Below are 21,040 nucleotides of genomic sequence, written 5' to 3' on the forward strand. Positions count from 1 at the left end.
TTGGGCTGTTTTTATTGATCTATTATGTGGCTGCCGTTTCTTTTTCAGCCAGCAATGTTTTCATCCGTTTTTTATCACGTTCCATTACCGGTTTCAGATAGCGGCCCGTATATGATTCTTTCACTTCGACAACTTCTTCAGGCGTCCCGGAGGCTACGATCGTGCCGCCGCCCGCTCCGCCTTCAGGTCCCAGGTCTACGATGTAGTCCGCCGTTTTAATGATGTCGAGATTGTGTTCAATGACCAAAACGGTATCACCGTTATCGACGAGTCTTTGAAGCACAACCAAAAGCCTTGCGATATCATCAACGTGGAGGCCTGTCGTCGGTTCGTCCAGAATATACAGCGTCCGGCCGGTGGATCGCTTATGCAGTTCGGAAGCGAGCTTAACGCGCTGCGCTTCTCCGCCTGACAGCGTCGTCGCCGGCTGGCCGAGCGTCACATACCCGAGTCCGACATCGGCAAGCGTTTGAAGCTTGCGTTTGATTTTCGGGATATTTTCAAAGAAAGACAGAGCATCTTCCACCGTCATATCCAGAACGTCAGAAATGCTTTTTCCTTTGTATGTGACCTCCAGCGTCTCCCGGTTGTAACGTTTGCCGTGGCACACTTCACACGGGACGTACACGTCAGGAAGGAAATGCATCTCAATTTTGATGATGCCGTCGCCGCGGCAGGCCTCACAGCGCCCGCCTTTTACATTAAAACTGAACCGGCCTTTTTTATAGCCGCGCACCTTTGCTTCATTTGTCTGCGCGAATACATCGCGGATATCATCAAACACGCCCGTATAAGTTGCCGGGTTTGATCTCGGTGTCCGGCCGATCGGCGCCTGGTCGATGTCGATCACCTTATCAAGGTGGTCGAGGCCTTTGATTTCTTTATGGCTTCCCGGTTTCGCTTTGGCTTTATGAAGCTTTTGCGCAAGCGCCTTATGCAGAATTTCATTCACAAGCGTGCTTTTTCCGGAACCGGACACACCTGTCACCGCCGTAAAAGTGCCGAGCGGGAATTTGGCGTTCGCTTTTTTCAGGTTGTTTTCTGAAGCGCCTTTGATTTCAATGAACCGGCCGTCAGGCTTTCTTCTCTCCGGAGGCATCGGGATGAATTGAGCCCCTGACAAATAGCGTCCGGTCAGAGAGTCCGCATCATTCATCACTTCTTCTGGCGTCCCCGCCGATATGACGCGGCCGCCGTGAATGCCGGCGCCCGGACCGATATCTATCAAATAATCGGCAGCCATCATCGTATCCTCATCATGCTCCACGACAATCAGTGTGTTGCCGAGATCCCTCATGTTTTTCAGCGCGCTGATCAGACGGTCATTGTCACGCTGGTGAAGGCCGATGGACGGCTCATCAAGAATGTACAGGACGCCTGACAAACGGGAGCCGATCTGCGTCGCAAGCCTGATGCGCTGGGCTTCTCCGCCTGACAGCGTGCCCGCCGCCCGGCTCAGCGTCAGATAATCAAGACCCACTTTATCTAAGAAGCTGAGCCGCTCTACAATCTCTCTTAAAATTAAATCGGCAATCTGCATATCTTTCTCAGACAGCGTCAGGTTTTTGAAAAATTCAAGCGCGTCGCCGACAGAAAGCTCCGTAATGGTTCCGATATGGCGCCCGTTGACCAAAACGGCAAGCGCTTCTTTCTTCAGCCGGTAGCCTTTGCACGTCGGGCACGATTTCTGTGACATGTACTGCTCCATCTGTTCACGGATATAATCGGAGCTTGTCTCTTTATACCGTCTCTCAATATTACGCAGCACACCTTCAAATTCAATTTCATTTTCGCGCACTTGTCCGAAATCATTCTCGTATTTAAAGTAAATCCGTTCATTGCCGCTGCCGTACAGCACTTTATCAAGCTGATGCTTCGGCAGGTCTTTGACCGGAGTCTCCATATCAATGCCGTAATGGCGGCAGACCGCCTGAAGCAGCTGCGGATAATATTGTGAACTGATCGGCGTCCACGGCGCGATGGCGTGTTCCTTTAATGACAGCTCGGGATTGGGGATGACGAGCTCAGGGTCCACTTCCAGCTTCAAACCGAGACCGTCGCAAGTCGGACAGGCGCCGAACGGGCTGTTAAACGAAAACAGCCGGGGTTCAAGCTCTCCGATAGAAAAACCGCACAGCGGACAGGCGTGATGCTCGCTGAACATCAGCTCCTCCTGACCGATGACATCTATCATGACACGGCCTTCCCCTAAGCGGAGCGCGGTTTCCAGCGAGTCGGAAAGCCGGGCGGCAACCCCTTCCTTGACAACGATCCGGTCAATGACTACTTCAATGGAATGCTTTTTGTTTTTTTCAAGTTCAATATCGTCGGAAAGCTCGGCCATTTCTCCGTCAATCCGCACCCTTACGTAACCTTGCTTTCTGATTTGGTCAAGCACTTTGACATGGGCGCCTTTTCTGCCTGAGATGATCGGCGCAAGCACTTGAAGCTTCGTCCGCTCCGGATATTCAAGAATCCGGTCAACCATCTGTTCAATCGTTTGCGACGTAATTTCAATGCCGTGCTCCGGGCAGTGCGGTTTCCCGACTCTCGCGTACAGCAGCCGGAGATAATCATAAATCTCCGTTACCGTTCCGACGGTTGACCGCGGATTGCGGCTTGTCGTTTTCTGGTCAATGCTGATCGCCGGAGAAAGCCCTTCGATCGCATCAACGTCCGGCTTATCCATCTGCCCTAAAAATTGGCGCGCATAGGCAGAAAGCGATTCAACATACCGCCTCTGTCCTTCCGCGTAAATGGTGTCAAAGGCAAGGGATGATTTTCCCGATCCGGACAGCCCCGTCACGACGACGAGCTGATCCCGCGGAATCGTTACATCAATGTTTTTTAAATTGTGCGCCCTTGCGCCTTTCACCTCGATCCGGTCAATTGCCATGCGTTCATCATCCTTCCGCTTTAAGCTCTAACAGTAAATCACGAAGCTCTGCCGCCCGCTCGAAATCAAGCGCTCTGGCCGCTTCTTTCATTTCGTGCTCCATTTGCTCAACGACTTTCTGGCGTTCTTTCTTCGTCATCTTCGCCAGTTTAGGCGCGGCTTTTGTTTTATATTCTTCTTTATCCTCAGCGGCCTGCGTCGCGCGGATCACATCGCGGATTTCCTTATTGATCGTTTGCGGCGTAATGCCGTGAATTTCGTTAAAGCGCTCCTGCTGTTCCCGGCGGCGCTTCGTTTCATTAATCGCGATTTCCATCGAATTCGTGATTTTATCGGCATACATGATGACGCGGCCTTCCGCGTTTCGTGCCGCCCGTCCGATCGTCTGAATCAGCGAACGTTCAGAACGGAGGAAGCCTTCTTTATCCGCATCGAGAATGGCGACAAGTGACACTTCCGGAATATCAAGCCCTTCCCTCAGCAGGTTGATGCCGATTAACACATCATGTTTTCCGAGGCGGAGATCACGGATGATTTCAATCCGTTCAAGCGTCTTAATCTCGGAATGCAGATAATTGACCTTGATACCGATTTCCTTGAGATAATCGGTCAGATCCTCTGACATTTTTTTCGTTAAAGTCGTCACGAGAACGCGTTCATTCCGTTCTATCCTCGCCTGAATCTCACCGATCAGATCATCAATCTGTCCTTCGATCGGCCGGACGTCAATGAGGGGATCGAGGAGTCCCGTCGGTCTGATGATCTGCTCGATCATTTCCGGCGTATGCTCAATTTCATACGGTCCCGGAGTCGCCGACACGTACACGATATTGTGCATGTGTTTCTCAAATTCCTCGAAACGGAGCGGACGGTTGTCAAGCGCTGACGGCAGGCGGAACCCGTGATCGACAAGCACCTGTTTTCTCGCCTGGTCACCGTTGAACATGCCGCGCACCTGCGGAATCGTCACATGTGATTCATCAACGACAATCATAAAATCGTCCGGAAAATAATCAAGCAGCGTATATGGCGTAGAGCCCGGCGGACGGAGTGTCAAATGTCTTGAATAGTTCTCGATCCCTGAGCAAAAACCCATTTCCCGCATCACTTCAAGATCGTATCTCGTCCGCTGCTCAAGCCGCTGCGCTTCAAGGAGCTTGCCGTTTTCGTGCATCACTTTCAAGCGCTCCTCAAGCTCCTGTTCAATATTCAGAATCGCTTTTTCCATCTTTTCCGCCCGGGTGACGAAGTGGGAAGCCGGGAAAATCGCGACATGGTCACGGTCGCCGAGAATTTCTCCTGTCAAAGCGTCGACCTCTCTGATCCGCTCAATTTCATCTCCGAAAAATTCCACTCTGATACAATGTTCGTCACGGGAAGCCGGGAAGATTTCCACAACGTCTCCGCGCACGCGGAACGTCCCGCGCTGAAAGTCGATATCATTGCGGGCATACTGGATATCCACAAGCTTTCTCAGCAGCTCGTTCCGCTCAATTTCCATTTCCGGTCTGAGCGACACAACCATCTCCCGGTATTCTTCAGGCGAACCGAGACCGTATATGCATGACACACTCGCGATAATAATGACATCTCTCCGTTCAAACAGAGAGGATGTCGCGGAGTGTCTCAGTTTATCAATTTCATCATTAATGCTTGCGTCTTTCTCTATAAAAGTATCCGTTTGAGGCACGTATGCCTCCGGCTGATAGTAATCGTAATAGCTGACAAAATATTCGACAGCGTTGTTCGGGAAAAACTCCTTAAACTCGCTGTACAGCTGTCCGGCAAGGGTTTTGTTATGGGCAATGACCAGTGTCGGTTTATTCACTTCTTTAATCAGATTGGACACGGTAAAGGTTTTGCCCGTCCCTGTCGCACCCAGGAGAGTCTGGTGTTTTCTGCCTTCCTGTATGCCTTTGACAAGCTTCTCAATCGCTTGCGGCTGATCTCCCTGGGGCTGATATTTCGAGACTAACTCAAAACGATCTTTCACAAAAAAGCCTCCGTTTCTTTACGAAATCTTCCTATTGATATAGTAACACAATGACGGGCAAAATCACTAAAAATACGAACTAAAGTTCGATGGTTTGTTTTTACCAAGTCAATTTTTGTATAAAAAACCTGCTTTTATGGCGTAAAAGCAGGCATTCTATTTCATATTCACCATGTCAGGCATTGTCTTTCTTTTTGTCTGCTTCTTTTTTGGCCATGTACAGCCCTCCGGCCACCAGCGATACGACATCCAATCCAACGATAAAATACGTTTCGGTGTAACCCTTTAAATAGGATGCGAAAAGCAGTGCTGCTGTGAGAGCGATCGCCACATAGTGGTTAAACGTGACGCGCGTAAAAAGGACGACCAGCATAAAAGGGAAACATAATGCAAAAACGGCTTTTGTAATCACAAAAACCCTCCTCGGGAATTCTTCATCTCATCTGATTATAGTAAAAAATGAAGAATCGGACAATCGTTCCCCTGCTATCACAATACCCTTTTTCAGCAGTCTTCAATCATCTGTCAAAAAAAATGTGAATATAAATCCATTGAACCATTAACCAGATGAATCGAATTACCTTTCTTCAGCCGAAAGGATGAGAAGGTTTAGGTCTTTGTATCTTTGACAGTTTCTTCCTCTCTCTATACAATGTAATGATAGTGTTTACTATCATTTTCTTGGATGAAGAAAAAAAGGGGGTCATACCGCATGTATTCAGTGCGATTTCAAAAAGCGGAAGAATCGAGCCGCTCTGCAGGAGCAAAAGGAATGAACCTGATTAAACTGACGAAAAACGGGCTGCCCGTTCCCGGCGGTTTCATCATTCAGACGAATGCCCTGACACGTTTTATGGAAGACAACGGGCTTCAAGCAGATCAGGAACAGATGGAGCGCGCCATTATGAACGGCACGTTTTCAAAAGAGCTTCGGGAGGAACTGACCGCGTCGTTTTATGAATTGAGAGAATCATACCCCTCGGTCGCCGTACGCTCCTCCTCCGCGTCCGAAGATCTTGAAGGGGCTTCTTTCGCGGGCCAGTACGAAACCTATTTAAATATCAAAACAGAAGAAGAGTTTCTCGGAAAAGTGAAAGAATGCTGGGCTTCCTTCTTCTCGGCGCGGGTCAGCGGTTATAAAGAGAAAATGAACAATGACACCGCAGAACCGTTAATGGGCGTTGTCGTGCAAGGGCTTATCAATTCCGAGGTTTCAGGGGTCATTTTCAGCCGCAACCCGGTCACACATGATGACGGAGAGCTGATGATCAGCGCGAGCTACGGTCTCGGAGAAGCAATCGTCTCCGGCAGCGTGACGCCCGACACATTTATCGTCAATAAAGATACATTTCAGATTGAAAAAGAAATCGGCTTAAAAGAAATGTATATCGTTTCTAAAGACGAAGGCGTGACGGAAAAAGAGACATCCGCTGACATGAGAAGCCGCTTCTGCCTTGATGACGAGAGCATCAAAGAGCTTGCCATGCTGACGATAAAGACGGAAGAACTGTACGGTTATCCCGTGGATCTCGAATTCGGATTTGCCGAAAATAAGCTGTATCTGCTTCAGGCCAGGCCGATTACAACGATCGTGCAGGATCAGAAAGCGGCAGACGAAGAACGGGAATTTATCATGACGCCCCGGGATCAGAAAGAGTTTTGGCTCAATATGGAGGCCAATATAGAAGGCCCCGTCAGCCCGTTATTCGCCTCACTCATTGTGCCGGCTTTGGAATACGGCCTCAAAGAGAGCACGAAGGCATTCCCTGTAATGGGCATCGAAATCGAGCGTGTCAAACTTCATCAAGGCCGTGTTTTTTCCAGACAGCATAAGACGGACGACAAGCTGCCCGCAGAACAGTTAGAAGCGCTTTTCCCCGTTTTGGCTGACCGTATGTACGATATTATTCAGGAAACCTTTCTGCCTTTTTATCAAAAGCTGGACGAACTGGCGCATACAGACCATCATACGCCGGAGACTGCCCTTGATGCGTTCCGAAACCTGCAAGACTTCTATTTAAAAGGATACGCAGAACATTTCAATATTATCTTTCCGCAGGTTGCGTTAAACATGATGCTGGAATCTATGTACGGACAGGTTGAGAAAGAAAACACCTCCCTTCTGTACGAAATGCTGGCTGGCGTCATGAATAAGTCATTGGAGACCGACAGACAGCTCTGGCTGCTTTCCGGACAAGTAAAAGACAGCCCTGAGCTGCAGCGCGTCTTTACGGTTTCTCATGCCGATGAGCTGCATCAGACGCTTCTGCAATCAAATGAGGGAAAACGCTTTCTCGAACAAGTCGGTGAATTTTTACAGGAATACGGCTGGAGATCTGTGAAAAGTCATGATCTCATTGAAGAAACTTGGGCGGAAAACCCTTATTTCGCTTTGGCCAACATTCAGAACTATGTCCGGAACGGATACGATTTTGACAGTGAGTTTCATAAAACGATAGAAAAACGAAAACAGCTCTACGCCGACTTTATGGATAGAATTGAAGATGACGACTTCCGGGAGACGTTTGACCGCTATTATCAGTGGACATTGTCTTCATCCGTCATCAAAGATGATCACCATTTTTATATTGATGCGATGCTGGACGCCAAAGCGCGCCTTTGCCTTCTGAAAATCGGCGAGCTGCTTCAAAAACAAGGCGTAATCGATGATCGGGAGGATATGTGGTACTTATACAGCGATGAAGTCGAGAAAGCGCTCGTGTCGCCGGTTCCGATGCAGGAAAAAGCCGCTGAACGAAAACAGCTCTTCCAGCAATATCAATTGCTTGAAGCCCCCGCTTATCTCGGAACTCCGACTTCGGAACAGCTGAAAACGGCTGAACAGATTACCGGCTCCATCACAGAAGATGAAAAAAACACTGAACATCAAATTTACGGACTTGCGGCGTCAAGCGGAATCGCAAGCGGCCCGGTGAAAGTCATTCGTGACGCAAGTGAATTTTCCCGTTTTTCAACAGGAGACGTGCTTGTCTGCAAAATGACGACACCGCTGTGGACCAGTCTGTTCCAGGATGCAAAGGCCGTCATTACGGACACGGGCGGCATCCTGTCACATGCGGCGATCATCGCGAGGGAATACGGGCTCCCGGCCGTTCTCGGCACACGTGCCGCGACTGACAGGCTCAACGACGGAGATATCGTCACGGTGGACGGGACAAACGGCAAGATTACGATTGTCAAACGCGCTTCATGCTAGGTTTCCCTCTTTATTGACGGGCAGGGCGGGTGTATACTTGTCCTGCCAGTATTTACGCGAGGTGAAACATGTTGAGAACGACGAACAAGAGAATTATTGACGCCGCGATGAATCTGATCATCCAAAAAGGATACCGCGCAGCGACAACAAAAGAAATCGCAGAAAAAGCAAAAGTAAGCGAAGCAACGATTTTCCGTAATTTTAAAAACAAACAAGGATTAATGAAAGCCATGATTGAACAGCAGACGCCGGTTCCGGAAAGCATGATCACCAAGGCGGAAGGCGATTTGTATGAGGATCTTCTTCATTTCGCCGCGACCCTTCTTCAGCAATTGGAACAAAAAAAAGAAGTATTCCGCATCTGCCTGCGCGAACCGGAACTATTCGAAGACGTCCTGCAGGATATTGTCGTATATCCGCAATCCGTGAAAAAGCATTTAATCGTTTACTTTAAGGAGCTGACAAAGAAAAATATGATAAGCCCCGGCAGTGAAGAAGCTAATGCAGACGTCTTTATGACGATGATTTTCGGTTATTTTATACACCGGCTGCAGCTGGGGAAAAGAGTCATTACTCTCTCTGAGGAAACGATGCTGAAACACAGCACTGAGATTTTCATGAAAGGCATTACCGGCCGGTCATTTTCCGGCTCCAAGGAGGATGAAGGATGGGTTCAAAGAAAGAATGGGCGCTGATTGTTTCGCTTTTGCTGGGAGCCATACTCGTTCCTATCAATTCTACGATGATCGCAGTCGCCCTTTCATCCATTTCCCGCTCATTCAGCGAATCAATTGCCAGCATCACATGGGTAGTGACCGTGTATTTAATCGTGATGGCCGTGACACAGCCCATTGCCGGCAAACTCGGTGATATGTACGGAAACAAAAAAATGTATTTATGGGGCGTCGGCCTTTTTCTCATCGCATCATTGGGGTGCGCCCTCTCGCCAAGTCTTTTCTTATTGATTTTCTTCCGGGCGCTTCAGGCTGCCGGCGGCGCTTTGCTTACGCCAAACAGCATCGCCATCATCCGCCATGTCGTGTCTGAAAAACGGCTTCCGAAAGTATTCGGCTTTTTCGGCCTCGGTGCCGGGCTGGGCGCGGCTCTCGGTCCGTTTATCGGCTCTCTTTTAATTGAGAGCTTCAGCTGGCATTCGATCTTTTGGGTCAACATTCCGTTTCTTGCAATCGCACTTGTGACGGCATTAGTGATGTTTCCTAAATATAAAGAAGAAACGTCTGACGCTCCGCTTGATATCATCGGGTCCGTTTTGCTTGCCGGAAGCATTGTATCTATTATTCTTCTGACGAAAAATGAAAGCTCTTTGGGCTATTGGGTGTACGCACTGCTCATTCTCGTATTTGTTCCGCTATTTTTCAGGCGGGAGCTGCGCACGAAACATCCGATTATTGATTTTGACCTGTTTAAAAACACGACCTTTACGAGCGCCAATCTGTCGGTTCTGTTAAGCAATTTAATGATGTACGCCGTGTTATTGATTATGCCGCTCTTTATGACCGGCCACTTCAGCATGAACACGTCACACAGCGGCATGGCGCTGTCAGTCTTTTCTGTTTTCATGTCCGCCAGCAACTGGGGCGGAGCTCAGCTGCATCAGAAATGGGGCGCGCGAAGAATGATTTTTCTGTCCTTCGGGCTGATGGCCGTAGCCAATCTCTTATTTTTGCTTTTGGTTTATTCCCATTCCGTTCCGTTTCTTATGGCATCGCTTATTGTCGGAGGCATCGCGTCAGGTGCGGGGCTGACGAGCATGCAGGTATCTTCTCTTGCGACGGTAGAACCGGGCATGTCCGGCATCGCATCTGGGATTTTCTCCACCTTCCGTTATTTCGGAAGCATTATTTCTTCAGCACTGATCGGTTTAATCTCCGGGTTTCATATTCTGTTTATCATATTGATCGGAGTTTCTGTGATCGGCTTGTTCGTATCGCTTGGAATTAAATCCGGCGAAACCGTTGATACGAAAAAAAGCCATTCGGCGTAAACAAAAAAGGTTCCGTGAGCACCCGCTTTCCGGAACCTTTTCTAGTTTTCCTTCTTATTTTTCTCTCTCAAAGTGTCACCGCAATGCCGTTGCAATGTAAATGACTGAGAGTTCCGATCAAGTTCGGCGCTGACATCGTAATCCGGCCGTAAAAAAAAGCCCGGCCGCCGTCTTTTATTTTATTTATTTCACTCACTCCTATGTTCAACTTGAGCCCACTATCATTACTATATAAACCTATAAGTATTCAAGATACATTTAATTGTACTTCTCTATCTCTCGCTGCTCTGCCAGCAACAAATTCACCATATCACTATAGCTATTCAAACCGTCTGTCTGATTATTTGCCTTCAGATATACATCATTTACATTTCTTGAAATACTTGAAATAACACCCTCATACTTATCCCGGTACTGCTCATTTTGTTCTATATCATGCTGCACCGCCTTGGACAGACTGGACATTATATCAGACGCCTGATCTGGATCCACTTTCTTTAGCTCAGATATAGAATAATCAAATGCCAGAAATAAACCACTGTATAGTATCATTGGATCATCCTGCTGCTTACATGCCAGATAAGCTATAAAATTAGCCTCATCCTCATGCATGAAACCACTCTGATGTGCCAATTCATGTGCCATAGTAGCAGGCACCAAGAAAACGGGCACATTAACATTGATATTGGATTCATAAGTAAAAGGGACAAAAATACCATGTATCCCTGCATGCGACATTAGTTTTGACATCACCACTGGTTTTGGTGTTGAATATGAATGCTCCAAAACAGGATATTTCTTTGATAACATTTGCATCGAGAACACTGCGTGTTGTGCATAATAATCAAAAACCTCTGGTACATGAGCCAAAAGATCAGTATCCGCTAACTTTTCCCTTGCCAATTCCATTTCAACGGCAAGTGACTTACTCAATTTAACCAGTTCTTCCTTGCTGTAGTTCTCTTCTTTATATTCGGTATGAGACAAAAAAGAATATCTGTGATAGTTTATTCCACCCAAAATAGTATAACAAAAATATATCACGCTACAGATCGTAACGATTCCTAGAGCACCACGATAAACTACCATCCTACGTGCACCTTTACTCATGATGACCTTGCGCACATAATAAACGATATAAAATAGAAATAGTAACACAACCAACACGACGAGCCATTCACTAACAGAAAATGTGACCCAAGAAGGTACAAGTCCTACTGTTTTTGACAATAACGGATATACAGACCTACTGTATTTCTCCGCCCAATCCTGATGGTTCTGCGCGTATTTTGTCAGTATATAAGCTATAACTCCAAGTGAGATCAACGGTAATCTCTTAAGTAAAAGCTTTTTTATAATGTACTCCCCCTATCCAACATAACCATTATAATCAGTTATTCTTAATATATATCCTGCTAAAGATTCATCTTCTAAAGGTTTTGGAGTTAGCAATAACCTTTCCAATAAGCCATACCTCTCCTTCATTTATTTTTTTATTATTTCAAAATAAAACAGCTAAGAAAATATAATTTTCTTAGCTGTTTTACTTTCTAACTGATTTTGAAATCTAGTTTAGGAGTTCTTGAAACTATTCCGAATAATTATGAAAAATCACATTATAATGCTGTCATTTCTTCGTGCTCGTGTTCATCCTGCACGAATAAAATACCTAATTCATGATGTTCGCCTTCATAGGACGCGCGCTGATCAAACCGGATCTCACCGTTCAGGCCGATGATCTCCATTTTTACAAATGCGCGGTTTTTTTGAAGTGCTTCATAAAAATCCGATACATGCTTCACGGGGATGCCGTTTACTTTCGTAATAATCTCACCGATCTTCAGCTCAAGATCGTCCGCGGGTGTATTCGGAATGATGCCGAGCACCATTAAGCCCTGATCCCGCTTAGAGAAATAAAACGGAGCCGCGTTATCGTTCAGCCGCTGTCTTAATGATAAAAACAGGCGTCCGAGCACCGCAATACAAGCGGCAGCTCCGGCAAGCGGAGTCCACCAAAGGGCCGCTGCCCCGAATGCGGTCACGATAACCCCGAGAATCATGACACGTTTCGCCGTTATCATTATGCTGACTTCCGGAAGTGACCCCTGCACACGCTGTCCGAAGCCGGCGATATAAGGAATCCAGATCAAATGGAAAGAGCCGCCCGGCACGGTAAAGACAGGCCACCAAGAAAGGTGTGACTCAAGCCCGCTGCCCGGCACCAATAAGAAAAGCGGAAGCAGCCATGCGCGATTCGCCAATTGTCGGCCGATGGGCAGGCCTCTGCTGCTGACGACAAGCGCCGGAGATGTTTTCAGATGCGCTGAACGGCAGGCAGCCGCTCCCTCCGTGATAATCAAAAGGCCCATAAACACGGCCGCCGATGCCCAATTCACGCCGAATGCCTGCGGAAACCGATCCGCAAACGGCACTGTGTGGGTATACTGAAGGATAAACGCAATGAACATGCCGGCGCTGACAATATAAGCTGAGGACAGCCAATTCATACGGAACGTCAGCGAAGCCAAAGCCGTCACAGCCGCGATTATGCCGAGAAGACCGAATGGAATCGAAATTCCCAGTCCAAAAAATAATATGGAGAGAAGAATACCCGGTATAAGTCCTTTTATGTATGTAAAGATAAGCTCGTCATACATATCCGCGATTTTTGTATGAAACGTATGGCGTTCACGTTTGATCCGCAAATATCCGCATGCGAGACTTATGATGATAAAAAACCAGAACATCGGGTGCAAAAAAAACAGACCGATACTTTTCAGAAGTTCAATTCCCCATTGAACAGACACTGCTTTCACCGCCTCAAGCCAAACATTTTAATTCTATTCTACCAAATAATCATTGGCTTGAATATCTCAAACGTCTATCTCTCTTCCGTCATCCACAATGTTACATTTGAGAGAGAGAAATCTTTCAGATAGTGGTCAACCTCCACCTCGATCACGCCGCTGATCAGGAGCATGGACCGCTTAATATCCGTCAGATTGATTCCTAAACGTTTATGGTTTTTCATTAAGTAAGTGAAATAATGCTTCGCACACTCTTCATTAATTTCGTGAACGCATTCAACATTTGTGTAATTGACCAGGTATCTGCTGAACAGCATAAGAAGACTTAGTGCTTTTGTTGATGAAAATGTGACGTCTTTTGTTCTGTCTTTTAGTTGTTCCACTAATTCATAATATTTCTTTTCACGCACAATACTTGCCCTCTTCAATTGTGAACCCCCATTTTTTTATCCAGATAAGCACGGGTGATTACAGCTGCCGTGCTGAAGCGCCGCAAACACTTCTGCTTTCGATACTGAAATGCAGCTGCCAAACTAAAACTGTTCTCTATTAGAACCTTCTTTTATTGTAAGAACTAAAACTGACTGAGGCAACTTTCAAAAGTTTCATTTTGAATACATATTAACTCGGCATAAAGTCTCTCTTCTCTATAAATATCGGGTAATGTTTGTCCTTTATAAATGTTTAAATGTGAAAATTTTTTTAATATCTTGTCAAAACCGACATAATTATATGTCTTTTAGTTCATTTTTAGGGTATGACAAAAGAAACAGGAGACGTAAAAAACGCCTCCTTTTCATTTATTTTACAAATAATGATTTTAACGCCATTTGCAGCTGTAAATCATTTTTTTCGTCAGATTTCTGTTCATTCATCAGCTGATTCATTTTTTCCGCTGTCTTTTTATCAATGACCGCTGTTTTATCAAGCTTGTACCGGTCTTGAAACGCCAGAACGGCTTTTTTCATTGTTTTGCTGAAATAGCCGTCTGCTCTGCCCGGGTCGAAGCCTAGGCCTTTCAGCAGGATTTGGGCGTGCTTGACATCCGCGCTGTTCATATCAGGCTGAAGCGGCTGTTTCAGCTGAAGCGGTCCCTCCGCAAAATAATCCGGCTGGCTCACAGCGATTGTCGGAGCAATACCTTTTTTGTGAATCCAATTGCCTTTCGGTGTCAGCCATTTATAAAGCGTCAATTTAATGTTGCTCCCGTCTCCCATAGGCACGGCCTGCTGAACCGTTCCTTTACCGAAAGAAGTGTCACCGACAACGTCATAATGTCCCGCTTCTTTTAACGCACCCGCAAGAATTTCTGAAGCGGAGGCGCTTCCTTTATCCGTGATGACATTGACGGGATACGGCTTCTTATGTTTTAAGGTTGAGAAATATTGTTTTTTATCGCCGTTACGCTCCGCAATTTGGATATACGGCATGTCTTTTGTGATGAAATGCTTTAAAATTTGTTCGACGCTTTGAAGATAGCCGCCGGGATTCCCTCTTACATCAAGGACGAGACCGTCAATCCCTTGTTTTTCAAGCTTTTTCAGCGCCGCGGCGAAGTCCTGGGCGGTATGCTCGGAAAATGTCGATATTCCGATGTAGCCGACATGATGACCGCCTGATTCTTTGCGGGAAGCAAATACGGTTTCAAGCGGGATTTCCGCTCTTTTAATCCGGAATGACAGCTGTTTATCAGTACCCGGACGCTGTATTTTAATAGAAACCTTCGATCCTTTTTTTCCTCTGATTTTCAGCACGGCTTCGTTTAAACCTTTCCCGTTCATTGACTCACCGTTTATGCTGATGATTTCATCATTCGGCTTGAGTCCCGCTTTTTCCGCCGGAGATTGCTTAAACGGTGATACGATAATGATTTTATTGTCCTCCATACCGACTTCAGCGCCGATCCCTTCGAAAGAAGAATCAAGAGAATCGGAAAACTGCTTAGCGGTCTGTTTGTCCATATAAACGGAATAAGGGTCGTTTAATGTAGACAGCATCCCCTGAATCGCTCCTTCAAGAAGCTTTTCTTTATCTACATTTTCCACGTATTCGTTCGAGATCAGCTCATATGCTTTTTCGATTTTTTCCATTGCCCGGCTTCTTTCTGCGTCTGTTGAATTCGGCTGTGCCGCCCCGGCAATATGAGCTCCGCCGCACATGATGCTGACGGCCGCTATCACTGCGATCATTTTCTGCTTCATCGTTTACCTCCTCTTAGTCCTTTTACGAAAACCTGGAGATAGTATGTGTAAATTGCAAAGAATTCATGTAACGGCAACAAAAAAATGAAAACGCGAGATTGTTACATATATATGGGTAACGTATAATATTTTGTATGCAATTCATTAAATATACAGGAGAATGTGATATGAAAATAAAATTATCGATTTTATCCGCGGCGGTTCTGGCCGCAGGCATTACCGCCTTTGTCTGGCAAAAAACAGAGGCCAATGAAAAAACGCAGACGGACGCCTTGTATGTTTCTCCCGCAGGCAGCGACCAAAATGAAGGAACGAAAGAAAAGCCGTTCCGCACATTAAAACATGCGGCTGAAAAGGCAGAGGCCGGGACAACCGTATTGATTCGGGAAGGGACGTACGATGAAACGTTTGAAGTAAAGCACAGCGGCACGGCCGAAAAGCCGATTACATTTCGGAACTATCAGAATGAGCATGTCGCCATCAGCGGCAAATCTGCGCCAAAAAGCGATTCTGAAACTCCGTTAATTCAAATCCGCAATAAACAGTACATTACCATTCACGGCGTTACGCTTGAGAATCTCTCCGTATCATCAGAAGATGCGACGGCCATGGGGATCTGCGTCACCGGATCAAGCAGTCATATCAACATTGACGGCAACCATATCCGAAACATTAAAACCACGGCTGATGAGGGAAATGCACACGGCATCGCGTTTTACGGCACAGGTGCCATGAAGGATGTCAGCATCACAAATAATACGGTTGAAAAACTGACGCTCGGCGCAAGCGAAGCGGTCGTGCTGAACGGGAATGTTGACGGATTTAAGATTGCCGGCAATACCATCCGGGACAATAACAATATCGGGATTGACGTGATCGGATACGAAGGAACGTCCAAGCAAAACGACTATGCGCGAAACGGCGTCATTGAAAACAATACGGTGAGCCATAACTCTTCTTACGGAAACCCCGCTTACGGAGATGAATACTCAGCGGGCGGTATTTACGTTGACGGCGCAGAACATGTGGACATTAAGAAAAACACCGTTTACAACAATGACCTTGGGATTGAAGCCACCTCTGAGCATAAAGGGAAATACGCACGAGATATCCGGATTACGGATAACAAGGTGTACGGCAATGCTTACACCGGTATTTCAATCGGAGGCTATGACACGAAACGCGGCGGCACCATCAATTCGGTGATCGCTCATAACATTATGTATCGAAATGACACGAAGGACCTTGACGGCGGCCAGCTGCTGCTGCAGTACGGCACAAAAGGGAACACGATCGAAAAAAACATCATGACGGCAAGCGGTTCACGGATTTTTATCGCAAATGATTATACGAAAAACGAAGGCAATACCGTTAATCATAACGTCTACCACAAAGAAGCCGGAAAAGACGGCATTTGGAATTGGAAGAACAGAGAATATGATTCATTCACAGCGTACCAAAAAGGAACTGCAAACGATTCGGATTCCATTTATGCGGACCCGATGTACCGTGACGAATCGTCTTATGACTTTACATTAAAGCCCGGATCACCGGCCCTGCCCGTCATTCAGTAACGAAACCATTAAAAAAAGCCAGTCTATATCAGACTGGCTTTTGTATTTTATACACGAAGGAATTTCCGGATGGAAGTCAGACTTCCCCATACTCCGATAACCGCGCCGATCAGAATGAGCACAAGTGATACTTGGAACACAAACGGACTGTACGGCAGAAGTGAAACAAATGATCCCTGAACTTTCGGGGCCACCCAAGCGACCATCGACTGGTAAGTACTCAGCACGAGAGCGATCGGTATGATAGAACCGAATACCCCCAGCAGCAGCCCTTCCAGGAAGAACGGCCAGCGGATAAACCAGTTTGTCGCGCCGACAAGCTTCATGATTTCAATCTCTTTTCTTCTGGCGAAAATCGTGATTTTAATCGTATTTGAAATTAAGAACATCGCCGTGAACAGAAGGCCGATGATTAACGCAATCCCGATGTTGCGTGACACCCCGACGATCTTAAACAGACGGCTGACTTCTTCTTTGCCGTATGTCACTTTATACACATGATCAAGCTTCTCAATTTTTTTCGCGACTTTCGGCGTATCATGCGGATCTGTCGTTTTGACGATAAACGCGTTGTTCAGCGGGTTTTCCTGATCTTGCATTTTCATGGCCTTTCCGCTGTCGCCGAAGCTTTTGACCAATTGATCAAGCTCTTTATCTTTAGATGAAAACTCTACGCTTTGGATTCCCGAGATGTCTTTAATCTCATTCTGCAGCGTATCCTGCGTTTTCTTATTGGACGTCAGATCGATTAATACTTTAATTTCCACTTCTTTTTCAGCATTTTTAGCCATGTTGTTTAAATTCAGCATAATGACTAAAAACACGCCGACCAAAATCAATGTAACGGTAACGGCACTGATGGATGCAAATGTCATCCATGTGTTTCTTCCGAGAGATTTAAAACTCTCACGCAAATGGCGCCCGAGAATTTTAATCATAAGAACCATACTCCCCTCTTGACTCATCACGCACAATAATTCCGTCTTCGATCGCGATGACCCGTTTCTTCATGGTGTTTACTATTTCTTTATTGTGTGTCGCCATCACGACGGTCGTTCCGCGGTTATTAATCTCTTCCAGTGTCTTCATCACTTCCCATGATGTTACCGGATCAAGGTTGCCCGTCGGTTCGTCAGCTATCACGACGTCAGGATTGTTGACGATAGATCTTGCGATGGAAACACGCTGCTGTTCTCCTCCGGAAAGCTGGTCGGGAAACTGCCGCGCTTTATGCTTCAGCTGCACAAGATCGAGCACTTCGAGCACGCGTTTTTTAATGACTGACTGCTGCTCTCCGATCACCTCAAGCGCGAACGCGACGTTTTCAAATACCGTCAGTTTCGGAAGAAGTTTGAAGTCTTGGAAAACAACACCTATTTTACGCCGCACGAAAGGAATCTCTTTTTCTTTTACAGACGCGAGATCTTTATGATTAATCAATATTTGTCCTTTTGTCGGCTTTTCTTCTCTGTAAATCATTTTAATAAAAGTAGATTTACCGGCTCCGCTCGGTCCCACGACATATACAAATTCTCCGGGATGAATCATGACTGACAGCCCGTTAATCGCTTTTACACCGTTCGGATAGGATTTATATACTTCTTTCATCTCTATCATGAAATCACCTAATCTTTTAATTATGTCTTGCAGCCATAGAGTTCGTAAAAATACTGCGGTTTATGGCCGGTTTACCAGGAAACAGATGAAAAATCTGAAAGTTCCTTTTCCTCAGTACACTTCATTATACGTCAAATTTAGACATATTACTATTACAGTTTCTTTTCATTCCCAGACCGTGAAAAAACCTTGCCCCTATAACAGGCAAGGTTTTTCTGTTATTTTTTCTGTGACAGCCATTTTGCGATCTCAGCGGCTTCCTTATCATTTACAAGATGGCTCGGCATATTGCCGCGTCCGTTTTTAATGATGCTTTCAATTTTAGCTTCATCATACTTCCCGCCGACTTCCTGTAAATTCGGGCCTCCGCCGCCTTCTAAGTCTTTTCCGTGACAGCCGATACAGCTTTGCTGATAAAGCTCTTCTCCTGCTGACGCAGAAGCTTTTGATCCGCCTGAGCTGTCAGAGCTTTCTTTTTTCGATTCATTGGATCCGCCGCATGCCGCCAGCAGGACGGACATGGTCAGAACCAGCGCCAGCAGCGCCCATTTTGATTTCATATGTAAGATGCACCCCTTCGCTATTATAACCCCGTTTACGCGCGTTTGAAACCCTCGCCGAGCACCTCGCTTGCGTCTGCGACAATGACAAAGGCTGACTCATCAATTTGTTTGACGATTTGTTTCAGTTTTGTGAATTCGGTCTGGCCGACGACACACATTAAGATCGGCCGGTCATGTTCCGTATACCCGCCGACTGCGGAAATCTTCGTCACACCCCTGTCGATTTCTTTAAACACAGCCGATCTGACGGCTTCTTCATGCTGCGTAATGATTAAAGCCATTTTGGAGCGGTTGAACCCGACCTGCACGACATCAATCGTTTTGCTTGAAATAAATACCCCGAGCATCGCATACAGTCCCTGCTCCACTCCGAAAACGAGCATCGCGCTCAGCACAATTAATCCGTCCATGATGGCGAGGCACGTTCCCAGCGAAAGCCCCGTGTATTTGTGAATGATCTGGCCCGCCAGAGCCGTTCCCCCCGTGGAGCCTTTGCCGAGATACACGATGCCGATTCCCGTTCCGATCCCGACGCCTCCGAAAATCGCCGCCAGCAGTTCATGGGTCGTCGCGGCAGGCAGATCTCTTGTTAAATAGACGGCGAGCGGCAGAACGATGGAACCGACCAGTGTCTTCATTCCGAACTTCCCGCCGAGAATGATCACTCCGGCGATAAACAAAGGGATGTTAATAATCCACTGCACGTAAGCCGGTTCAAAACCAAACGTTTCTAAAATGGTGCTGATCCCGCTTACTCCCCCCGCTGCTATACGGTTCGGCAGCAAAAATACGTTAAACACGACCCCCGTAATCGCCGCGCCGATCATGATATATATATAATCTTTGATCAGACGGAGCGGCTTATTGTGATTCACATCCATGCAAAATCCTCCGTTCTCCGATTTTCTCTCGATAGCATTTTAAGTCTTCCCGGCTTAGAAGTAAATAACAGCCAAATACCGTATTAATTTGCTAAAGCGCTGTTGTGAAAAATGGAAAAAGAGAACGGATAAAAAAACACACCTTGCCAAAGGCAGGTGTGTTCCCGGATTACGACAGTTTAGAACGTAAATAGGCGTCAATGAAGATATCGATATCTCCGTCCATAACCGCCTGCACGTTCCCCATTTCCGTATTGGTGCGGTGATCTTTCACCATGGAGTACGGATGGAAGACGTACGAGCGGATTTGGCTGCCCCAGCCGATTTCTTTCTGTTCGCCGCGGATTTCGTCAAGCTCCGCCTGCTGTTCTTCAATTCTGCGCTGATACAGCTTCGCTTTGAGCATTTTCATCGCCCGGTCGCGGTTTTTGATTTGTGAACGTTCCGTCTGGCACGTGACGACTACATTTGTCGGGAGGTGGGTGATCCGAACGGCTGAATCAGTCGTATTGACGTGCTGTCCGCCGGCACCGCTCGCCCGGTACGTATCAACTTTAATATCTTCGGTACGAATATCAATGTCGATTTCTTCATTGAATTCAGGCATGACTTCACATGACACGAATGACGTGTGACGGCGGCCTGATGAATCAAATGGAGAAATCCGCACGAGGCGGTGTACGCCTTTTTCCGCTTTTAAATAGCCGTATGCATTGTGGCCTTTAATAAGCAGTGTGACTGACTTAATTCCTGCTTCATCTCCCGGGAGATAATCAAGCGTTTCAACTTTGAAACCGCGTCTTTCCGCCCAGCGGGTATACATTCTGAGCAGCATGGAACCCCAGTCCTGGGATTCCGTACCGCCGGCCCCCGGATGAAGTTCTAAAATCGCGTTATTTTTGTCATATGGTTCACTGAGCAGCAGCTGAAGCTCAAATTCATTCAATTCCTTCGTTAATGACTTCAGCTCTTTTTCAAGCTCTTGCTGAAGGTCCTGGTCAGGTTCTTCTTTTAAAAGATCATGTGTCATTTGCAGCTCTTCGTGAGACTCGCTCAGCTGATGATAGGAGTTCACGTATTCTTTCAGACCGTTCGCTTCATTGATGACGGTTTGGGCCTTCTGCTGGTCATTCCAGAATTCCGGTTCCGCCATCTTTTCATCTAATTCTGCAATGCGGGCTTCCTTTGATTCGAGGTCAAAGAGACCCCCTGAAGTCCGCTAAACGAGAAGCCATATTTTCGAGCTCTGCCCTGATTTCTGATAATTCCATTCCATTCACCTCATT

The 21,040-nt window shown here is 46.6% G+C and carries 17 protein-coding genes; 4 read left to right on the plus strand and 13 right to left on the minus strand.

What is annotated here, in order from left to right; genetic code table 11:
* Positions 1–22: 22 nt before the first annotated feature.
* The 3 genes from uvrA to JNUCC22_RS16375 all read right to left on the minus strand — a co-directional run bounded on the left by uvrA (position 23) and on the right by JNUCC22_RS16375 (position 5,301).
* Positions 23–2,896, minus strand: coding sequence for an excinuclease ABC subunit UvrA (gene uvrA, locus JNUCC22_RS16365; protein WP_020954334.1), 2,874 nt, complete (start codon positions 2,894–2,896; stop codon positions 23–25).
* A 7-nt stretch (positions 2,897–2,903) separates the two neighbouring features.
* A complete protein-coding gene (uvrB, locus tag JNUCC22_RS16370) occupies positions 2,904–4,889 on the minus strand; it encodes an excinuclease ABC subunit UvrB (protein ID WP_216061916.1) in 1,986 nt (661 codons plus the stop codon).
* 175 nt (positions 4,890–5,064) lie between these two features.
* Entirely contained in the window at positions 5,065–5,301 is a 237-nt protein-coding gene (locus tag JNUCC22_RS16375; protein WP_003151438.1) for a CsbA family protein, read from the minus strand.
* A gap of 300 nt (positions 5,302–5,601) precedes the next feature.
* Here JNUCC22_RS16375 and JNUCC22_RS16380 point away from each other — a divergent pair, with 300 nt between their 5' ends.
* From JNUCC22_RS16380 to JNUCC22_RS16390, 3 genes are all read left to right on the plus strand, one after another.
* Positions 5,602–8,106: a PEP/pyruvate-binding domain-containing protein gene (locus tag JNUCC22_RS16380; protein ID WP_216061917.1), complete on the plus strand. Its 2,505-nt coding sequence runs from the start codon at positions 5,602–5,604 to the stop codon at positions 8,104–8,106.
* 71 nt (positions 8,107–8,177) lie between these two features.
* Complete coding sequence (locus tag JNUCC22_RS16385; protein WP_015240677.1) at positions 8,178–8,801, plus strand: TetR/AcrR family transcriptional regulator; 624 nt, start codon at positions 8,178–8,180, stop codon at positions 8,799–8,801.
* Positions 8,774–10,111, plus strand: coding sequence for an MFS transporter (locus JNUCC22_RS16390; protein ID WP_072589621.1), 1,338 nt, complete (start codon positions 8,774–8,776; stop codon positions 10,109–10,111). Before JNUCC22_RS16385 ends, JNUCC22_RS16390 begins: the two co-directional genes overlap by 28 nt.
* Before the next feature lie 67 nt (positions 10,112–10,178).
* On the opposite strand, the gene JNUCC22_RS16395 is transcribed toward JNUCC22_RS16390, so the two are convergent.
* The 5 genes from JNUCC22_RS16395 to JNUCC22_RS16415 all read right to left on the minus strand — a co-directional run bounded on the left by JNUCC22_RS16395 (position 10,179) and on the right by JNUCC22_RS16415 (position 15,119).
* A complete protein-coding gene (locus tag JNUCC22_RS16395; RefSeq protein WP_190279046.1) occupies positions 10,179–10,319 on the minus strand; it encodes a hypothetical protein in 141 nt (46 codons plus the stop codon).
* Positions 10,320–10,369: 50 nt separating this feature from the next.
* Positions 10,370–11,437 carry a DUF3810 domain-containing protein gene (locus JNUCC22_RS16400; protein ID WP_072589622.1) on the minus strand — a complete coding sequence of 356 codons (1,068 nt, stop codon included), beginning with the start codon at positions 11,435–11,437 and terminating at the stop codon, positions 10,370–10,372.
* A gap of 290 nt (positions 11,438–11,727) precedes the next feature.
* A complete protein-coding gene (locus JNUCC22_RS16405) occupies positions 11,728–12,918 on the minus strand; it encodes a cell division topological determinant MinJ (RefSeq protein ID WP_072589623.1) in 1,191 nt (396 codons plus the stop codon).
* A gap of 74 nt (positions 12,919–12,992) precedes the next feature.
* Entirely contained in the window at positions 12,993–13,346 is a 354-nt protein-coding gene (gene swrA, locus JNUCC22_RS16410) for a swarming motility protein SwrAA (protein WP_014305920.1), read from the minus strand.
* Between the two features lie 372 nt (positions 13,347–13,718).
* A complete protein-coding gene (locus tag JNUCC22_RS16415; RefSeq protein ID WP_072589624.1) occupies positions 13,719–15,119 on the minus strand; it encodes a carboxy-terminal processing protease CtpB in 1,401 nt (466 codons plus the stop codon).
* 167 nt (positions 15,120–15,286) lie between these two features.
* Here JNUCC22_RS16415 and JNUCC22_RS16420 point away from each other — a divergent pair, with 167 nt between their 5' ends.
* A complete protein-coding gene (locus tag JNUCC22_RS16420; RefSeq protein ID WP_216061918.1) occupies positions 15,287–16,693 on the plus strand; it encodes a right-handed parallel beta-helix repeat-containing protein in 1,407 nt (468 codons plus the stop codon).
* Between the two features lie 47 nt (positions 16,694–16,740).
* Here JNUCC22_RS16420 and ftsX read toward each other — a convergent pair whose 3' ends face one another.
* The 5 genes from ftsX to prfB all read right to left on the minus strand — a co-directional run bounded on the left by ftsX (position 16,741) and on the right by prfB (position 21,025).
* Positions 16,741–17,631: a permease-like cell division protein FtsX gene (ftsX, locus tag JNUCC22_RS16425; RefSeq protein ID WP_007407464.1), complete on the minus strand. Its 891-nt coding sequence runs from the start codon at positions 17,629–17,631 to the stop codon at positions 16,741–16,743.
* The gene (gene ftsE, locus JNUCC22_RS16430) at positions 17,624–18,310 is read right to left on the minus strand and encodes a cell division ATP-binding protein FtsE (RefSeq protein ID WP_007407465.1); all 687 of its coding nucleotides are present in this window, start codon (positions 18,308–18,310) and stop codon (positions 17,624–17,626) included. Before ftsE ends, ftsX begins: the two co-directional genes overlap by 8 nt.
* A gap of 218 nt (positions 18,311–18,528) precedes the next feature.
* Positions 18,529–18,870 (minus strand): cytochrome c551, encoded by a 342-nt coding sequence (gene cccB, locus JNUCC22_RS16435; protein ID WP_007614074.1) that lies wholly within the window; start codon positions 18,868–18,870, stop codon positions 18,529–18,531.
* Between the two features lie 35 nt (positions 18,871–18,905).
* Positions 18,906–19,754, minus strand: coding sequence for a YitT family protein (locus tag JNUCC22_RS16440; protein ID WP_007614078.1), 849 nt, complete (start codon positions 19,752–19,754; stop codon positions 18,906–18,908).
* 169 nt (positions 19,755–19,923) lie between these two features.
* Positions 19,924–21,025 (minus strand): peptide chain release factor 2 gene (gene prfB, locus JNUCC22_RS16445; protein WP_096034905.1). Its coding sequence is split into 2 segments (ribosomal slippage): positions 19,924–20,952 and positions 20,954–21,025, totalling 1,101 coding nucleotides; the frame shifts between segments, so codons are not numbered across the junction.
* Positions 21,026–21,040: the final 15 nt, after the last annotated feature.

It is taken from the genome of Bacillus sp. JNUCC-22 (assembly GCF_018861275.1).
Lineage (GTDB): Bacteria > Bacillota > Bacilli > Bacillales > Bacillaceae > Bacillus > Bacillus velezensis.